At 61.8% G+C, this 16,098-nt stretch carries 14 protein-coding genes; 4 read left to right on the top strand and 10 right to left on the bottom strand.

Features of this window, described 5'->3' with window-relative positions; all coding sequences use genetic code 11:
* Positions 1-3 precede the first annotated feature (3 nt).
* Both RWJ89_RS17220 and gmk read left to right on the top strand, forming a co-directional pair.
* Positions 4-891 carry a YicC/YloC family endoribonuclease gene (locus RWJ89_RS17220; RefSeq protein ID WP_316031177.1) on the top strand — a complete coding sequence of 296 codons (888 nt, stop codon included), beginning with the start codon at positions 4-6 and terminating at the stop codon, positions 889-891.
* Positions 892-894: 3 nt separating this feature from the next.
* Positions 895-1,557, top strand: coding sequence for a guanylate kinase (gmk, locus tag RWJ89_RS17215; RefSeq protein ID WP_003547062.1), 663 nt, complete (start codon positions 895-897; stop codon positions 1,555-1,557).
* Positions 1,558-1,624: 67 nt separating this feature from the next.
* On the opposite strand, the gene rsmA is transcribed toward gmk, so the two are convergent.
* From rsmA to RWJ89_RS17180, 7 genes are all read right to left on the bottom strand, one after another.
* Complete coding sequence (gene rsmA, locus RWJ89_RS17210) at positions 1,625-2,452, bottom strand: 16S rRNA (adenine(1518)-N(6)/adenine(1519)-N(6))-dimethyltransferase RsmA (RefSeq protein WP_316031176.1); 828 nt, start codon at positions 2,450-2,452, stop codon at positions 1,625-1,627.
* Positions 2,452-3,480 (bottom strand): 4-hydroxythreonine-4-phosphate dehydrogenase PdxA, encoded by a 1,029-nt coding sequence (gene pdxA, locus RWJ89_RS17205; RefSeq protein ID WP_316031175.1) that lies wholly within the window; start codon positions 3,478-3,480, stop codon positions 2,452-2,454. The genes rsmA and pdxA overlap by 1 nt, the downstream gene beginning before the upstream one ends.
* A 6-nt stretch (positions 3,481-3,486) precedes the next feature.
* Positions 3,487-4,431 carry a peptidylprolyl isomerase gene (locus RWJ89_RS17200; protein ID WP_020049361.1) on the bottom strand — a complete coding sequence of 315 codons (945 nt, stop codon included), beginning with the start codon at positions 4,429-4,431 and terminating at the stop codon, positions 3,487-3,489.
* A gap of 183 nt (positions 4,432-4,614) precedes the next feature.
* Complete coding sequence (locus tag RWJ89_RS17195) at positions 4,615-6,942, bottom strand: LPS-assembly protein LptD (RefSeq protein WP_316031174.1); 2,328 nt, start codon at positions 6,940-6,942, stop codon at positions 4,615-4,617.
* Entirely contained in the window at positions 6,942-8,030 is a 1,089-nt protein-coding gene (gene lptG / locus RWJ89_RS17190; protein ID WP_011651253.1) for an LPS export ABC transporter permease LptG, read from the bottom strand. The genes RWJ89_RS17195 and lptG overlap by 1 nt, the downstream gene beginning before the upstream one ends.
* Complete coding sequence (gene lptF, locus RWJ89_RS17185; protein WP_077976289.1) at positions 8,027-9,208, bottom strand: LPS export ABC transporter permease LptF; 1,182 nt, start codon at positions 9,206-9,208, stop codon at positions 8,027-8,029. The genes lptG and lptF overlap by 4 nt, the downstream gene beginning before the upstream one ends.
* A gap of 100 nt (positions 9,209-9,308) precedes the next feature.
* A complete protein-coding gene (locus tag RWJ89_RS17180; protein ID WP_316029485.1) occupies positions 9,309-10,082 on the bottom strand; it encodes a phosphatase PAP2 family protein in 774 nt (257 codons plus the stop codon).
* Between the two features lie 144 nt (positions 10,083-10,226).
* Between RWJ89_RS17180 and RWJ89_RS17175 the strand changes: the two genes are divergently transcribed.
* Both RWJ89_RS17175 and RWJ89_RS17170 read left to right on the top strand, forming a co-directional pair.
* Positions 10,227-11,717, top strand: a complete 1,491-nt coding sequence (locus RWJ89_RS17175) for a leucyl aminopeptidase (RefSeq protein WP_316031173.1) — start codon at positions 10,227-10,229, stop codon at positions 11,715-11,717.
* The gene (locus RWJ89_RS17170) at positions 11,717-12,166 is read left to right on the top strand and encodes a DNA polymerase III subunit chi (protein ID WP_168270310.1); all 450 of its coding nucleotides are present in this window, start codon (positions 11,717-11,719) and stop codon (positions 12,164-12,166) included. Before RWJ89_RS17175 ends, RWJ89_RS17170 begins: the two co-directional genes overlap by 1 nt.
* 118 nt (positions 12,167-12,284) lie before the next feature.
* Here the strand turns inward: RWJ89_RS17170 and RWJ89_RS17165 are convergent, their stop codons facing one another.
* The 3 genes from RWJ89_RS17165 to RWJ89_RS17155 all read right to left on the bottom strand — a co-directional run bounded on the left by RWJ89_RS17165 (position 12,285) and on the right by RWJ89_RS17155 (position 15,919).
* Positions 12,285-12,788: a hypothetical protein gene (locus tag RWJ89_RS17165; protein WP_316031204.1), complete on the bottom strand. Its 504-nt coding sequence runs from the start codon at positions 12,786-12,788 to the stop codon at positions 12,285-12,287.
* 72 nt (positions 12,789-12,860) lie between these two features.
* A complete protein-coding gene (locus RWJ89_RS17160) occupies positions 12,861-13,787 on the bottom strand; it encodes a Gfo/Idh/MocA family protein (RefSeq protein WP_316031172.1) in 927 nt (308 codons plus the stop codon).
* An 89-nt stretch (positions 13,788-13,876) separates the two neighbouring features.
* Positions 13,877-15,919 (bottom strand): prolyl oligopeptidase family serine peptidase, encoded by a 2,043-nt coding sequence (locus RWJ89_RS17155; protein ID WP_316031171.1) that lies wholly within the window; start codon positions 15,917-15,919, stop codon positions 13,877-13,879.
* Between the last annotated feature and the right edge of the window lie 179 nt (positions 15,920-16,098).

Below are 16,098 nucleotides of genomic sequence, written 5' to 3'. Positions count from 1 at the left end.
CGCATGGCTTTGCAGTCCATGACCGGTTTTGCGCGGCGCGAGGGAACGAGCGGCCGCTGGCGCTGGGCATGGGAACTGCGCTCGGTCAACGGCAAGGGCCTCGACCTGCGCCTGCGCCTGCCGCCCGGTCTCGAACGCATGGAGGCAGAGGTCCGCCGCCTCGCCGGCGAAAGCTTCAGCCGCGGCAACCTGCAGGCATCGCTATCCGTCAGCGCCGACGAGAACCGTTTCGAAGCGGTGCTGAACAAGGAGGCTCTTGCCGCCGTGCTGGCCATGCGCGAGCAGTTGGACGGTGTCATCGATCCGGCGCCGCTGAAGCTCGATACGCTGCTTCTGGTGCGCGGCATCGTCGAATTCCGCGAAAGCGAGGATGGCGTGGAGGCGCTTGCCGCCCGTGACGCCGATATCGCTGCCGGCCTGTTGGCCGCGCTTGCCGATCTGCGAGCAATGCGCGAACAGGAAGGGTCGGCGCTGGCCCGCATTCTTCACGACCACGTCACGACGATCGAAGGCCTGACGCGGACGATCGAGGCCGATCCATCGCGCTCGCCGCAGGAGATCGCCGCGCGGCTTGCCGCGCAGGTCGCATTGTTGATGGACGGCATGGCCGCGCTCGACCGCGACAGGCTGCATGCCGAAGCCGCACTGTTGGCGACCAAGGCCGATCTGCGCGAGGAAATCGATCGTCTGAAGGCCCATATCGCCGCAGCGCGCGATCTCCTGGTGAAAGGTGGCCCCGCCGGGCGCCGGCTGGACTTCCTTGCACAGGAATTTAACCGCGAATCGAATACCATCTGCTCGAAGTCGAATGCCTCGGCGGTCACCGCCGCCGGCATCGAGCTGAAAGTCGTGATCGACCAGTTCCGCGAGCAGGTCCAGAATTTGGAGTAAGACATGAAACCGGCGAAATCCTCGCCCGTGCAGATCGCCCGCCGCGGTCTGATGCTTGTCATCTCGTCGCCATCAGGCGCCGGCAAGTCCACCATCGCGCGCACGCTGCTGGAGACCGACAGGCAAATCGGCCTTTCCGTCAGCGTCACCACGCGCCAGCGCCGCCCGAGTGAAGTCGAGGATGTGCATTACCACTTCAAGAGTGTGCGCGAGTTCGAGCGGCTGCGCGATAGCGACGCGCTGCTCGAATGGGCCGAGGTGCATGGCAATTTCTACGGCACGCCGCGTGAGCCGGTCGAGCAGGCCATGGGCGAAGGCCGCGACATGCTCTTCGACATCGACTGGCAGGGCGCCCAGCAATTGCAGGAGAAGATGTCGGCCGACGTCGTCTCGATCTTCGTGCTGCCGCCGACCATGACCGAGCTCCAGTCGCGGCTGCACCGCCGTGCCGAGGATTCCGAGGAGGTCATCCAGACGCGCCTCGCCAACAGCCGCGCCGAGATCGCCCACTGGCGCGAATACGACTATGTCATCGTCAATGACGATCTCAACGCCGCCCTCGACGCCGTCCAGTCGATCGTCAAGGCCGAACGCCTGCGCCGCGACCGCCGCCATGGCATGTTCGACTTCGTCCGCGAGCTGCTGGAAGAGACGCCGTCGCTTTAAAGCGTGACGCCGAAAAGTCTGCGCGATTTCGCGATGAGACACCAAATCTGAAAGATTGCGACGCGCTTTAGAGGCTGTTCGCCAGCAGACAGAACTCCTCGACGGACAGGGTTTCCGCCCGACGCGCCGGATCGATCCCGGCCTTGACGAGCAGGCTCTCGCCGCCGAGCGGTTTCAGGCTTTGGCGCAGCATCTTGCGGCGCTGGCCGAAGGCAGCCTGTGTCACTTTTTCCAGATTGCCGACAGCGCAGGGGATCGGGTTTTCGCGGGGGGTCAGTTGCACGACCGTCGACGTCACCTTTGGTGGCGGCGTGAAGGCTTGCGGCGGCACGTCGAAGGCCATGCGTGCCTCCGTCCGCCAGCCGCAGAGCACGCCGAGACGGCCGTAATGGTCGTCGTCTTCGTTGGCGACGATACGCTCGCCGACTTCCTTCTGAAACATCAGCGTCAGCGACTGCCAGAACGGCGGCCAGGCTTTTGGCAGCAGCCAGTTGACCAACAACTGCGTGCCGACATTGTAGGGCAGATTGGCAATGATCTTGATCGGGCCTTGCGGCGCCAATGTCTCGAAATCCGTCTTCAGCGCATCGCCTTCGATCACCTCCAGCCGGCCGGGATAATGATCGGCGATCTCGGCAAGCGCCGGCAGGCAGCGTGTATCCCGCTCGATGGCGATAACCTTCCTGGCGCCGAGCGCCAGGATCGCGCGCGTCAGTCCGCCGGGGCCGGGGCCGACCTCGAAAACGGTCGCGTCTTCGAGCGCCCCCGCCGTGCGGGCGATCTTCTGCGTGAGGTTGAGGTCGAGCAGGAAATTCTGCCCGAGCGCCTTGCGTGCATCGAGGCCGTGACGCTGTATGACGTCGCGAAGCGGCGGCAGGCCATCGAGTGCTGCCATCAGCGGCGGCTTTCGGCGCTGCGGCCGAGCTGGGCGGCGAGCTTCAGCGCCGCAACGAGGCTGTGCTCGCGCGCCAATCCCTTGCCGGCAATGCCGAAAGCGGTGCCATGATCCGGCGAGGTGCGCACGAAGGGAAGCCCGAGCGTCACGTTGACGCTGTCGTCGAAACCAAGTGCCTTGGCCGGGATCAGCGCCTGATCGTGATACATGCAGATGGCAACGTCGTATCGCGCCCGCGCCTCGTCATGGAACATCGTATCGGCGGGCAGGGGGCCGATCGCATCGATGCCCTCGTCGCGCAGGCGCTCGATCGCCGGACGAATGACGCCCTCGTCCTCCGTGCCGATCGCCCCGCCTTCGCCCGCATGCGGGTTGAGGCCGGCAACGGCGAGCCGCGGCGCCTCGATGCCGAAGCGCTGCCTCAGATCTTCATGGGCGATCCTGCAGGTTTCCATGATCAGTTCGCCCGTCAGCGCCTGCGGCACGTCGCGGACCGGAATATGGATGGTGACGGGAATGGCCCGGAGCTTCGGCCCGGACAGCATCATTACCGGTGTTACCGGCCGGCCGGTCGCCCTGGCGGCGAGATCGGCGAGAAATTCGGTATGGCCGGGAAACCGGAAACCCGCCTCGTAAAGCACGGCCTTGGCGATCGGATTGGTAACGACTGCGAGCGCCTCGCCGTCAATGACAAGCGACACGGCTTTCTCGATCGACGCGATCGTGCCTTTCGCCGTTGCCGCATGCGGTTCGCCGGCCACGACCTCGATACCGGCCGATATGGTCATGACGGGCAGCGCACCGGCAAACACGCCGGCTACCTTGCTGGCTTCATCGGTCTCGCGGATCGAGACCGCCAGATTGAGCTGGCGGGCTCTCAACGCCAGAACGTCGGGGTCGCCGATCAGGAAGAAAGGCGGCAGCCCGAGTTCTCGCCGCCGGAGCCAAGCCATCAGAGTAATATCCGGCCCGATGCCGGCGGGGTCGCCCTGGCTCAGCGCAAGCGGTCGCGAAAACGGTATCGCCATTGTCGGTCAGCGATAGGCGATCTGCGCCTTTTTGCGCAGTTCATCCAGGTATTTCTTGCTGTTTTCGTTTTCCGGGCTGGCATCCTTGCCGGCCTTGGACTTGTCGAGATCTTCCTGGCGGAAGACCATTTCGGCGGCCTGGTCGTCGGAGACCTGCCGCTGGCTGCAGATTGCCAGATATTCGACGCCCTTGTCGGTGACGCGGGTCCCTGTCGTGTTACCCTTGGCCTGCTCGACCAGCGGCTTCCAATCCGGCGGGATCTCGGGGGCGAGCAGGCGGCCGAGATCGCGCACGGAAACGTCGCGCATCGTCGCAGCAAACACCTTTGCCTGATCGCAGCCCGGAAATTTGGAGCGCGACGCCTCGGCCTCGCCCTTGCGCTTGCCGGTGATGGCGCCGCGCTTGGCTTGCGGAATGACGAAGATGATCTGCTGCAGCATATATTCCGTCGTCACCGGCTTCTGCTTGTTGTTCTGCATCATGCGCGAGACGAGATCATAGTTCGACAGCCGCGAGGTCGAGCCGTAGCGGGCGTTGACGACACGCGGCCAGCTCATCTGCACGGCGATGAAACCTTTGAAATGATCGACGCCGACGCCGGCGCGATCGAGGATCTGCGACATCTGCTCTGGGGAAAGCTTGTTGCCGCTCGAAAAGCGCGCGAAAGACGCATCGACGTCCTGCTGCGAAACCGACATACGGACGCGGGCGACTTCCTGTCGCTTGAGCGCCTCGTCGACCAATTGCTCCTGGGCAGTCTTGGCGTCGGCCTTCGTACGCTGCAGGCGCAGGAAGGCCTGGCGCTTGGCGACATCGCCGCTTGTGATAGCGGTGCCGTTCACCACGGCTTTGACTTCACTGGCCGCAAGCGCTGGAGCGGCAAAGCCCGTCAGCAATGCAAGCGCTGCCCCGGCGAGGAACTTGGTTATGGCTTTTTTCGCGTCAATCATCTGTTGACCTCCCGATAGCGCCGCGAGACGTTGTTCGCGGCGTTCTTACCACAGTGCGAGACACGCTGAAATCGCTTCCATCACGGCGCGAACCCCTATGCCTCAGATACCGACTGGCGGCAATGTCCTGCACAGGCTTACGGCGAAAGAATGGCTTCAGGCCATGTTTGCGCCGATCGCCCTTCATTCGAGGGTGTCGGAACCGATCTTGATGTCGCCGAGCGTGCGGAAGGTCAGCCGTGCGCCGATCGTCCAGTCGCTTCCTGACTCGTCGTCGGAATCTCTGCTGTCCGTATAGGCGATCGTGAAGATCGTGCATTCGTCGTCATAAGAGAGGCCGATCGTCCGCCGGCTGATCACATCATTGTTCAGATCCCAGGCAATGCCGCCGAAAATCGACCAGTAATCCTTGAACCTGACGCTGCTGTTGGTCTGAATCTCGTCATTGTCCTCGGCGAAGCCATATGCTGGCTGGGCGCTGAGATGAGTGTAGGTCAGCTGCGTCGAAAAGGTGTCGTTCTGGTAGGCCGTCGTCAGATCGCCGCGGCGGAATTCGAAATCTTTTTCGTCGAGCCGGTAGGAGGCTGCGACGGAAACGCCGTACGGTGTTTCGACGCCGCCAAGGCCGACATAATCGGAGCGGTCGGTTTCAAGGCCCGAATCCGCACCGACATTGACGAGGTCATCGGTCGCAAACGAGTTCTGGCCGGCGATCTGATAGGATTGGCCGAAAATGCCGTGCAGCTTGTAACCGCTGTCGAATGTACCGGTGTACTGAACGCCGATATTGGCGCGGGTACCGCCTTCGACCCGGTCGTAGCCCGAGAACTTGTCGCGGTCGAACAGCGAGGTGGCGTCGAAGACGAAGCTTTGCGCATCCTCGTTCGGCAGGCGGCCTGCCAGCTGCTCGTCGGGGCGGGCATAGATCTGTGCGATCGGCTCGAGGATGTGGGCGCTATTGTCAGTCGTCATCAGGATCGGATAACGCATCTCCAGCCCGGCTGTGAACATCGAGCGGGTGGCGGAATTGCCGTCGACGTAGTTGCCGGTGTAGCCGGTCGGATCATCCATGTTCAGCGCGAAGGCATCGCCGCGCGCGGCCAGCAGCGGTGTGATCACCAGGCCGGTCGGCGTGACGTAGGTGCGCTTCCATTGCAGCTCGGCAGTCAGCCGCGAGGTCTGGCCTTTCAGGCCGCGGAAACGGTCGAAGCCGTCGACGGTATAGAAGTCGTCATGTGTGCGCGAAATATTCGTGAGATTGACATCCGCCGAAAGCTCGCCGCCGGCAAGCGGTTGCGGCGCCACATAGTGATAGTCGAGCGACGGATAGACGATCGCCTGCTGCTTTTCAGCGGTATTCGTCCGATCGGCATCCTGGACGTCGAAATAGAACGCCCGCATGTCGAAATAATTGCGTTTCCCGAGCCCTGTCAGGTAGATCTGGTTGGTGCGATCCGTACCGGTCAGGCCCCGCAGCTTATACGTTTTCGAGAAATTGTTGTCGCTCTGCATCATGACGTCCCAGCCGAACGTCCAGCGCGGATTGATGCGGAATTCCGCCTTCGATGCCACCATGCCACGCTGATCGGCTTCGGCGTCGCTGGTGCCGGAGCTGAAGTTGCCCGGCTTTGCCTGGTCGATGCCGGCGACGCGCAGAATATGCGTGCCATTTTCGAAGCGTTGGCGAAATTCGCCTTCGATGAGGAAGCCCTGGGCGGTGTAGCCCGTGGCGGTGACCGTCGCGTCCATGCTCGGCGAGATCACATAGTAATAAGGAACGGAAAGTCCGAAGCCGAGATTCTGCGACAGGCTCATCGTCGGAAACAGAAAGCCGGACTTGCGTTTCACCGTATTGTCGGGAACTTCGATGAACGGCAGGAAGGCGATCGGATGGCCGAGCAGCTCGAAGCGCGCTCTCTCCAGACGGATCGTATGCGTCTCGCCGTTCTGGATCACCCGCTGGGCCTTGACCTGCCAGAAAGGGGCGCGCTTCGGATCTTCAGCGCAGGGAAGGCAGGCCGTGTAGACGCCCTTGTTGAGAATCATCTTCGTGCCGCCGACGCGCTCGCCGCTTTCGGCGACGATGCGGGTATTGTCGGCGGTCTCGATGCGCAACGAGTTCAGGAACCCGTCGGCAAAATTGTCGGTCACGTCGAGGTTGTCGGCATAGATACGGTTGCCGTCCGGGCTGACCAACTCGACATTGCCAAGCGCCATCATCCGGCCGGTCTTCTGATTGTACTCGACCTTCTGCGCGACCATTTTATAGCCGCCATAGTTGATCTGCACGCCGCCGACCGCCGACACCAGATCGGCGTCACGATTATAGACCAGTTCATTGGCCGAAAGCAGAAGCTTGGCCCCTTCGGGAATATTCTTCTCTATATTTTGTTCGGGCGCGCTGGCCTGGCCGAAAGAGGCCGGGGCGCTGCCGAAATAGGAACATAAAGCCGCACCGACAAGCAGGGCAACCAACTGTTTACTTAAATACTTGCGGTCGCCTGCCGCCACTAGCCGTCCTCCTGATGAAGCAGAATAGTCGCACCCAAGGCCAGCGCGACGACCACCGGTATCCACGTCGCCACGAAGGGGGGCACGACTCCACTGCTTCCGAATGCCTTTACAAGCACGGTGATGACATAAAGCATGAAGCCCGAAAGGATGCCACCCAGAATCACGGAGCGGGATTGGTTGAACCGGCTAAATTTTAGGGACACTGTTGCGGCTATGAAAGTCATGGCCACCAGCAGCAATGGCTGGGACAACAGGGAGTTGAACTGCGTCTCCAGCGCCTTGGTCGAGATGCCGAAGGATTTGGCCGCCGCAATCCGGTTGGAAAGGTCAAAGAAACCAATTGTTTCCGGCGCTGTAAGCCGCTCCTGGACGAAGTCCTGTTTCAGATTGGTGCGAAGTTGAACCGAAGCTTTACGCACGGGGATTTCGCCAGGCTTGCGCTCGACAACGGTGTTAAGTTGCCAGTAACCATCTTCCAATTTTGCCGTGGCGGCGTCCTGTCTCAGAATGACCTGACCGCTTGAATCGAAATGGATCAGCACGGCGTCGATCAGCTTGGTTCCGTTCTCCTGGACCGTCTGGGCGCCGATGATGACATCGTCCCGGCCACTGATCTGGCGCAGCCACGGAATCTGCGGCGCCTTGCGCAGAACCGCGTTCTCGCCGCGCCAGTCGGATTCGACCAGCAGTGCCTGGCGCTGTCCCCAGGCGGCAAGCGGGTTCAGCGCCGCCATCGTCAGCAGGCCGAGCGCCAGCGAGCCGGCGATGAAGGGGAACATGAACTGCCAGACCGAAATGCCGGCGGCGCGCGTGACGACGAGTTCATATTTGCGGTTGAGGCCGATCAGCACCGTCATGCCGACGAACAGCGCGATGAACGGCACCGTCTGCTGCAGGATGAGCGGCAGGCGCACCGCGGTCATCAAGACGCCGCCGCCGATCGTGTAGCCGGGAAGGCCGGACATGCGGCCCGCCGTCTCGCTGAAATCGAGGAGGAAAGAAATCGCCGAGACGCCGATCAGGAACCAGCCCGTCGTCACCAGATAGCGGCGAAAGAAATAACGCGACAATGTCCCGAACATCATTGGGCAGTGCCCCCGCCGATCCTGCCGGTTGCAGCAAGCAGCCTTTCCTGCATCCGCCTCCAGAAAGACGAAATCCGGTCCCGGATGAACGAAGGCATGACCAGTCGTTTGTGGAGGCCGAGGAAGACGATCGAGACGATGCTGCTGACGATCGGGATGGCGTAGAGGACGGCGATATATTCAGGGTCGGTATCGATCTGATTGGCCGCGTAGAAAGCCGCCCATCGCATCGCGAAGGCATAAGCGAGAGCGCTCACCATCGGATGCAGCCGCGCTTCGCGGTGCGAGCGCGCATCGCCGGCGATCGCCAGTGAAAACAGTGCAAAGACGACAGGCAGGATCCAGTCGGTCAGCCGCCGATGCAGTTCGGCGCGGTAGCTTTGCGGCCGGATCGTAAAGTCCTTGTCGGCCGGATCCGGATTGAACAGGAACCACAGGTCACGGTCGCTGGCGCGCAGCGTCGCCTGACCGCGATTCTCCGTCATATCCGAGAGGTCGAAGGAATAGGAATCGAAATTGATGACCGAGACATTGCCATCGGGCGTTTTGCGGTGCACTTCGCCTTGATGCATGATCAGCGTCGTGCCCGTGTCGTCGACGGCGCCTTCCTTCGCATAATAGATCAGTTCGTAGGCCGGGTCGCGCTCGTCAGCGACAAAAAGGCCCTTCAGCATGCGGCCCGCCATCCGCTGCGAGATCTGTACATAGAGGCCTTCATCGAGCTTGCGGAAGGTCTTTTCCTCGATCACCGAAGAGAGGAGGTCGGCATAGGTCTCGGCGATCATCTGGCGCACGACGGTCTTTGCGCGTGGCTCGACGACGTTGTCGACGAAGAAGGAAAAGACGCTGATGACGGCGGCAAGCAGCAGGATCGGGCGGATCAGCACGCTGCGCCGCGCCCCGGCCGCGTCGATGACGGTGAGCTCGGAATCATTGTTCATCGTCGTCAGCGTCTGGGTGATCGCGATAACGAGAGCGAAGGGCAGGACGACAGGAATGATCGACGGCAAAATCATCGTCGCCAGCTTGGCGAACGAGCCGATCGACTGGCCGCTGTCGGTGACCAGATTGATGCGCTGCAGAACCTGAGTCGTCCAAATGATCGCCAGAACCGGCAGGAGCGCCACGAGAAACATCTGGCCGACGCGCCGCAATATGTATGTCTCGAGTAGTTTCATGCCTGCCCTTGAAAGCACCTGCACGCCCAAACGGCTTTGCAGGAGAATCCCTCTACGCTCTTTGTCGCGCTTTTGCGACAAGCTGGTGTCAAAAATTCATTCAAATTTCAGAATTTTTTTGATGCTGTTGCGACTCAGTTAACGCCAGCAATGCGGCGAAGACGACAAGCGACGAAAGCCATCCAAGAACGACGTCGGAAAGATAGTGTGCGCCGAAGGATAGCCGCATCGCCGGGGTGAGGATCGAGATCGCCGCCAGGGGTGCCGCCACCGCATAACGCAGGGATTTCGGCACGAAGAGCAGGAGGCAGAAGAGCCAGCCGGCACTCGCCGCCTCGCCGGAGACGAACGAGCAGTTCGAAACGCATTTTCCGGCAAGCGAACCTGCCTCGACGAAATGCAGCGCACCGCCGAAAATGTCCGTCTGTATCGGCCGCGGCCGGCCCCAATGTTCCTTCAGGACCACATTGACGAGCAGCACCGGCCCGATCAGCAGCGTTCCGAGCGCGACTTTGAGCCTTTGCGCGCGCTGGGCGTTGAAGGTCGCGCCATGCTGCTGGTAGCATTCGACGAGTTTCCACAGCATCACGATCGCCACCACATAGGGCAGCCGGAAGAAGAGAGTGCGCAGCAGGTCGAAGGCCGCGACGTCGCGATAGGGAAAGCCGCCGCAGATGCTTCCGGCAGCAGCAGTCGTGTCGCAATCTGCGCCCACGAAAAAAAGCTGGGAAAAATAGATGTCTATTTCGGGGAAAGCGCGGAAGACGGCAAGCAGCGCCCACCACATCCAAAACAGCAGCATGAATGCGCCGAAACTCGTTTTCGGCAGGCGGATTGCCAAGCCCCGCCATCGATTTTTAGGAAAAACTGTCAACGCGAATATCTACAAAACTGACGAAAACAAGAGAGCCCTGATGGCTGCGGGCGACCATAACAATTGTCGCAAGCCATTGACAGACCCGCCAAACGCGAAATTATCCGCGAGGGACGGATTTCAAAGAATCCCAGCGGAGAAGACATGTCAGTAAAGTTGGAAATTTCATTCTCGAAGTCGGCAAAGCTCAATGGCGGCCTGGCGATCCTGTTGAAGACTGCGGAGGCCGACAGCGCTGCCGGCGCCGACACGGTCGATCCGGCAGGCGTGATCGCCAAGGCTGCGAGGATTGCCCGATTCTCCGCAAAATCCATGAGCGGGCTCGATATCGTTGCCCCCGAAGGCGCGCCCGTCGAGCGCATCGTCGTTATCGGGCTCGGCAAGGCAGCTGAACTCACCGCCCATGACTGGCTGAAGGCCGGCGGTGCTGCGGCATCGAGAATCAAGAATACCGACAAGGCCGCCGTCTTCATCGACGTGCCCGGGCTCGAGACGAGCGCGCGGGCAGCTGCCGATTTCGCGCTCGGCATGCTGCTGCGCGCCTATAGCTTCGATACCTACAAGACGAAGAAGAGCGACGAGGAGGAGAAGCCGGCGAAATCCGTCAAGGTGACGATCGTCACTGCCGATCCGGGCGGTGCCAAGAAGGCGTTTTCCGATTCCGAAGCGATTGCCGGTGGTGTCAACCTTGCCCGCGACCTCGTCAACGAACCGCCGAACGTGCTCGGCCCCGTCGAGTTCGCCGCCAAGGCGAAGGAGCTGGAAAAGGTCGGCGTCGAAGTGGAAATCCTGACGGAGCGCGAAATGCGCCGCCTCGGCATGGGCGCCCTTCTCGGCGTCGCCCAGGGCTCCGTGCGCCCGCCGCGCCTGGCGGTCATGCAGTGGAAGGGCGGCAAGGGCAAGGATCGTCCCGTCGCCTTCATCGGCAAGGGTGTCGTCTTCGATACCGGCGGCATTTCGATCAAGCCGGCCGCCGGCATGGAGGACATGAAGGGCGATATGGGCGGTGCGGCAGCCGTCACCGGCCTCATGCATGTGCTCGCCTCCCGCAAGGCCGCCGTCAACGCCGTCGGCATCATCGGCCTGGTCGAGAACATGCCTGACGGTAACGCCCAGCGTCCTGGTGATATCGTCACCTCGATGTCCGGCCAGACGATCGAGGTGATCAACACCGATGCCGAGGGCCGCCTCGTGCTCTGCGATGCGCTCTGGTACTGCAACGACCGCTTCAAGCCGCAGTTCATGATCAATCTTGCGACACTCACCGGTGCGATCGTCGTGGCGCTCGGCAATGTGCATGCCGGCCTGTTCTCCAATGACGACCAGCTTTCCGCCCAACTGACGGCAGCCGGTCTTTCGAGCAACGAAAAACTCTGGCGCATGCCGCTCGGCAGGGACTACGACAAGCTGATCGACAGCAAGTTCGCCGATATGAAGAACACCGGCGGCCGACAGGCCGGCTCGATCACGGCCGCGCATTTCCTCAAGCGCTTCGTGCAGGACACCCCTTGGGCGCATCTCGATATTGCCGGCACGGCGATGGGCTCGCCGCAGGATGAGATCAATCAATCCTGGGGCTCCGGCTTCGGCGTGCGCCTGCTCGATGAACTCGTTCGCGCCCATTATGAATCCTGATGACGGAAATTCTCTTCTATCATCTGACCGAATCCAGGCTGGAGGACGCGCTTCCGCCGCTCATCGACAAAAGCGTCGAGCGCGGCTGGCGCGTTGCCGTCCAGACGCGCGAGCCGGCGCGGCGTGATGCTCTCGATCAGCATCTTTGGACTTTCCGCGAGGAGAGCTTCCTGCCGCACGGCACCGACGAGGCGGATTTCGCCGAAAGCCAGCCGGTGCTTTTGACCGTGACGCCGGACAATGCCAATGCGGCGACCGTGCGTTTCATCGTCGATGGAGCCGAGCCGCCGCCGGCCGATGCCTATGAGCGCGTCGTCTTCATGTTCGACGGTCACGACCAGGAGCAACTGGAAGCCGCCCGTGCGCAGTGGAAGAAGCTGAAAGGCGAGGGACATAACCTCACCTATTGGCAGCAGACTCCGGAAGGGCGATGGGAGAAGAAGGCCTGAGCGTTTCGCCACGACGCTACAGCGCCGCGCGTCTTTTCGAGAGCCGCAAAGGACGCTGTAACACTTTGAATTGCTGTATGAAGCCGTCCAGCTTCGCTCTCCCGGCCAGCGAATGCCGCTACCGTTTCGAATCTTTGTCCTCGTCGAGGTTTGTCAGGATATTGAGGGGTACGATCCCGCCAGCACTTTCCGATGCGTCGAGCGCCTCGACTGCCAAAACATGCTTTCCATTCGGACTGACCAAAGCGAATGCCCACGCCTTGTCGGCAAAGGTGCTGACCGGCATTTCTGCCCAGCCGGCTTGATGCACAAGGCGTTCGGCATAATAAGCCTTGATGGTCTGCGGGTCGGTGGTGCTGGCAAGATTGCGCGCCAGGATACGCATGGACTTCTCTCCGAACCGCCCTTCCAGTTGGCCCAGCACCTTGCGGGTAGCCTGCCAATCCTGGGCCTGGGTCGCCGATCCGAAGGAATATTCCTCGGATCGGGAAATGCCCGGTGGATCAGGCGGCATGACGACCTCTTCGCCCGAACATGCTGCAAGGCCGAGAAGCGGCACCACAAGGATGCCAATCTTCAACATGCGGAAAAATCGGCCCTTGCGGCCAATTTTGTTGCTCATGAGCGGCTGCCCCCGAACACTATTGCCATAGGCCGGCAAATCTTGCCGGTTTCTATGACGTTATTGCGACGCTCAGTCGTGGAAGGCGTCGACGAATTTCCGCTTGCCGAGCATGAAGGCATCGGCGACGTGGCGCAGCGGCGCGAGATCGACATCCGATTTGCCGGCCTTGATGATTTCGGCAAAGCGACGGTAGAGCGAGGGATATTCCTGCTCCGGCTCGGCGAATCTCAGCGCGCCGTCGATCAAAAGCTTGGCGCCGCCCTCGGCGAGCACCATCTGGCCGGCTGCCGTCTCCGCGACGATGTCCCAGCTCTGCTTGCCGGTCTGTCGCCAGTCGAATTCGGCGTGAACCGGCAGGCCGTCCGCATCGCGGAAGTGAATGTCGGCCGCGATCGGCGCATCGCGATTCTCGGGAAATTCGAGCACGGCCTCTGTGATGAAGATCGGCCGCGGCAGGATATGGGTGACGATCGACAGCGCGTTGATGCCGGGATCGAAAACGCCGAGGCCGCCGGCCTGCCAGATCCATTCCTGGTTCGGATGCCAGTGGCGGACATCCTCCTTCCAGATCACATGCACGCTTTTGATCGTCGTCGAGGCAAGAAACGCCTTGGCCGCCTCGACGCCCGGTGCATAGCGCGAATGCCAGCTGGCAAAGAGCGACGCACCCTGCTTGTTCGCCAGCGCTTCGAGATCGGCCACTTCGCTGAGCGTCGCGCCGGGCGGCTTTTCCAGGAAGACGTGCTTGCCGGCGACCAGCGCCTTATAGGCCGCCTCATAGCGATATTGCGGCGGCATGCAGAGCGAAACGGCATCGATCGAGGGTTCTGCGTCGAGCATCGCTTCGATCGTCGTATAACTCTTGACGCCTTCGACCGTGCCGTGGCGGCTTGCCGTGGCGACGAGTTCGAAATCCGGGTTCTTGGCGATGGAGGGAAGGTGCTGGTCGCGGGCGATCTTGCCGACGCCGACGATGGCGAGGTTAATAGGAGACATGGTGTTTCGCTCGAGCCTGTATGAAAAGTATGATTTATTGATCTGTTTGTATCAGAAAGAGGCGCGCCGACAAGCGCTCCTCCTCCATTCTATCGCATGATGGTTTGGCGAAGGAAGCTGTAACCCATCGCCGCGCGGGCGGCGCGCTCTTCGGAATTGCCGTCGCCGCCATGCCCGCCGGAGCCGAATTCATGGAAGAGCGGCCGGTGTCCTTCTTCCTCCAGCCGCGCGGCAAAGCGGCGCGCATGCGAGGGATGCACGCGGTCGTCATTGGCGGAGCTTTCGATGTAGATCGGCGGATAGCTGACCTTGGTCGCCGCCCCGACATTGTGAAGCGGCGAATAACCGAGCATGAAGTCCCGGTCCACCGGCGTCTCCGGATCGCCATACTCGTCCATCCAGGCTTGCCCTGCGGTAAACAGGTGGAAGCGTGTCATGTCGAGGACCGGCACCTGGCACCAGACGGCGCCGAAATCTTGCGGGTAGCGCGTCAGCATCACGCCGGTCAGCAGACCGCCATTGCTGCCGCCCTGGCAGGCAATCCGCGACGGCACGGTATAGCCGCGGGCGACGAGATCGCGCGCGATGGCGACGAAATCGGCAAACGCCCGGTCTCGCCCCTGCCGCTTGGCGCTGCGATACCAGTCGGGCCCGAATTCGCCGCCGCCGCGAATATAGGCCTGCACATAGGCGCCGCCTTGTTCCAGCCAGCGTCCTGTCACGCCGGAATAGCTTGGCGACAACGGGACATCGAAGCCGCCATAGCCGTAAAGCAGCACCGGCAGCGCGCCCTTGGTCCATTGCTTCGGCAGAACCAACCGGTAGGTAACCCTCGTTCCGTCCTCCGAAACAGCCTCCAGCAGTTCGGATGACATATCGGTCGTATCGAAATAGCTCGGCGCCGCGGCGACGAAAACCGGCTCGGCCTCTCTGCTGCGATCCGACAGCTCGAGACGGTAACAGACGGGCGGCTGCAGGAAGCCCTGGCCGACGACGAGGAGCGTATCGTCGCCAAGATGCAGATCCGCATGGAGTGGCCTGAAGTGAGCCGTTTGCATATCCGCCGGCAGTGCGATCTCGCGCTGCTCGCCGTCAGGCCTTGTCAGGTCCAGCACCATGAGACGCGGACGCAGCCGATCGGAGATAATGAAGACGCACCACTCCTGCATCAGCATCATCTGCGCGATGGACTGGCCCTCTCCAGGCTGAAACAGGATCCGCTCCGGTCCGAGCAGGGCCGTCTCCGAGGCGGGGTCGAAGCGTTGCAGCACGAGGCTGCCGGTCGCAACGCGTTCATCGGTCTTTGCCCGCCAAAGGCAATGATCATGATTGAACTGGAAATCGGCTTCCTTAGGCAGATCGATGCGCCGCTGCGTGCCGTCGCTGGCGATCAGGAAAGCGCTCGCGACGCCGATCTCGTGGGCGGCGACGAAAATATCGATCAATCCGCGATCCGCCGAAGCGCCCGATAGGGCAGGGTCGATGACGAGATTGAAGCCATAGACGTCCTCGTCCGCTGCTTCGAACATGACGGCGGCATCTTCCGGCCGCTGCCCGCGCTTCAATCGCCGTCCGACGCGCGGCCATCCGGAGCGGGTCGCCGAAAACCTATCGATGGAACCGAAATAGCAGATTTCGTCGCGGCCGAGCCAGGTGGCATGCGATCGTGCGGCCGGTGTATCGAAGCCGCCCTCGACGACCTGTTTCCGCTCGGCGTCGAATTCGAGCAGCCGGAGAAGATCGGAACCACCATCCGAAAGCGTGAGCAACACCCGCGTCGGCTCCCACGGGCAGGTGACGGCGCCGCGCCAGTTCCAGCGCTTGCCTTCCCTGACGCAGAAGGCGTCGAGATCGAAGACCGGCTCCCAGGCGGCGTCCGGCAGCGGCTCCTGATCTGCCGGGAGGCGCAGCCAGATGCCGAGAGGATTGTCTTTGCTCTGGCGGAAATCGAACAGCCACTCTCCTCGGCGCATCGGAACGATCAGCCTGTCCTGCCGCTCGATCAGCGCTTTGATCGCGTCGCGATCCCTGTCGAATTCAGGTGTTCTCAGTGCCGCGCCGGAAACCCGGTTGTGCTCGTCGATGAACTGGCGGGTGCGTGGATCGTCGTCCGTTTCGAGATGAAGGTTCATTCTAACCTGCCGGTTTCCGTTGACGTCGGACAGATCTAGGCAGCCGGTCCCGACTTGGCAACCGCCTTATAGCGCCGCGCGTCTCTTCAGACGCGCTGATGCGCTAGCGGATCGTCACGAATTCGGCCGAGGCGACGAGGGTGTTGGGCACCTCGGTCTTCTTGAATTTCAGCGTCACC

The organism is Rhizobium sp. 10PS4 (assembly GCF_032464805.1).
GTDB classification, from domain to species: domain Bacteria; phylum Pseudomonadota; class Alphaproteobacteria; order Rhizobiales; family Rhizobiaceae; genus Rhizobium; species Rhizobium laguerreae.
The sequence above is the reverse complement of the archived record's forward strand: the minus strand, read 5'-3'. Positions and strand labels throughout refer to the sequence as shown.

Coding starts and splice junctions, on each gene's coding strand:
- RWJ89_RS17220 (WP_316031177.1), top strand. CDS start 4: ATGGCTTTGCAGTCCATGACCGGTTTTGCGCGGCGCGAGGGAACGAGC.
- gmk (WP_003547062.1), top strand. CDS start 895: ATGAAACCGGCGAAATCCTCGCCCGTGCAGATCGCCCGCCGCGGTCTG.
- rsmA (WP_316031176.1), bottom strand. CDS start 2,452: ATGGCAGCACTCGATGGCCTGCCGCCGCTTCGCGACGTCATACAGCGT.
- pdxA (WP_316031175.1), bottom strand. CDS start 3,480: ATGGCGATACCGTTTTCGCGACCGCTTGCGCTGAGCCAGGGCGACCCC.
- RWJ89_RS17200 (WP_020049361.1), bottom strand. CDS start 4,431: ATGATTGACGCGAAAAAAGCCATAACCAAGTTCCTCGCCGGGGCAGCG.
- lptG (WP_011651253.1), bottom strand. CDS start 8,030: ATGATGTTCGGGACATTGTCGCGTTATTTCTTTCGCCGCTATCTGGTG.
- lptF (WP_077976289.1), bottom strand. CDS start 9,208: ATGAAACTACTCGAGACATACATATTGCGGCGCGTCGGCCAGATGTTT.
- RWJ89_RS17175 (WP_316031173.1), top strand. CDS start 10,227: ATGTCAGTAAAGTTGGAAATTTCATTCTCGAAGTCGGCAAAGCTCAAT.
- RWJ89_RS17170 (WP_168270310.1), top strand. CDS start 11,717: ATGACGGAAATTCTCTTCTATCATCTGACCGAATCCAGGCTGGAGGAC.
- RWJ89_RS17165 (WP_316031204.1), bottom strand. CDS start 12,788: ATGAGCAACAAAATTGGCCGCAAGGGCCGATTTTTCCGCATGTTGAAG.
- RWJ89_RS17160 (WP_316031172.1), bottom strand. CDS start 13,787: ATGTCTCCTATTAACCTCGCCATCGTCGGCGTCGGCAAGATCGCCCGC.
- RWJ89_RS17155 (WP_316031171.1), bottom strand. CDS start 15,919: ATGAACCTTCATCTCGAAACGGACGACGATCCACGCACCCGCCAGTTC.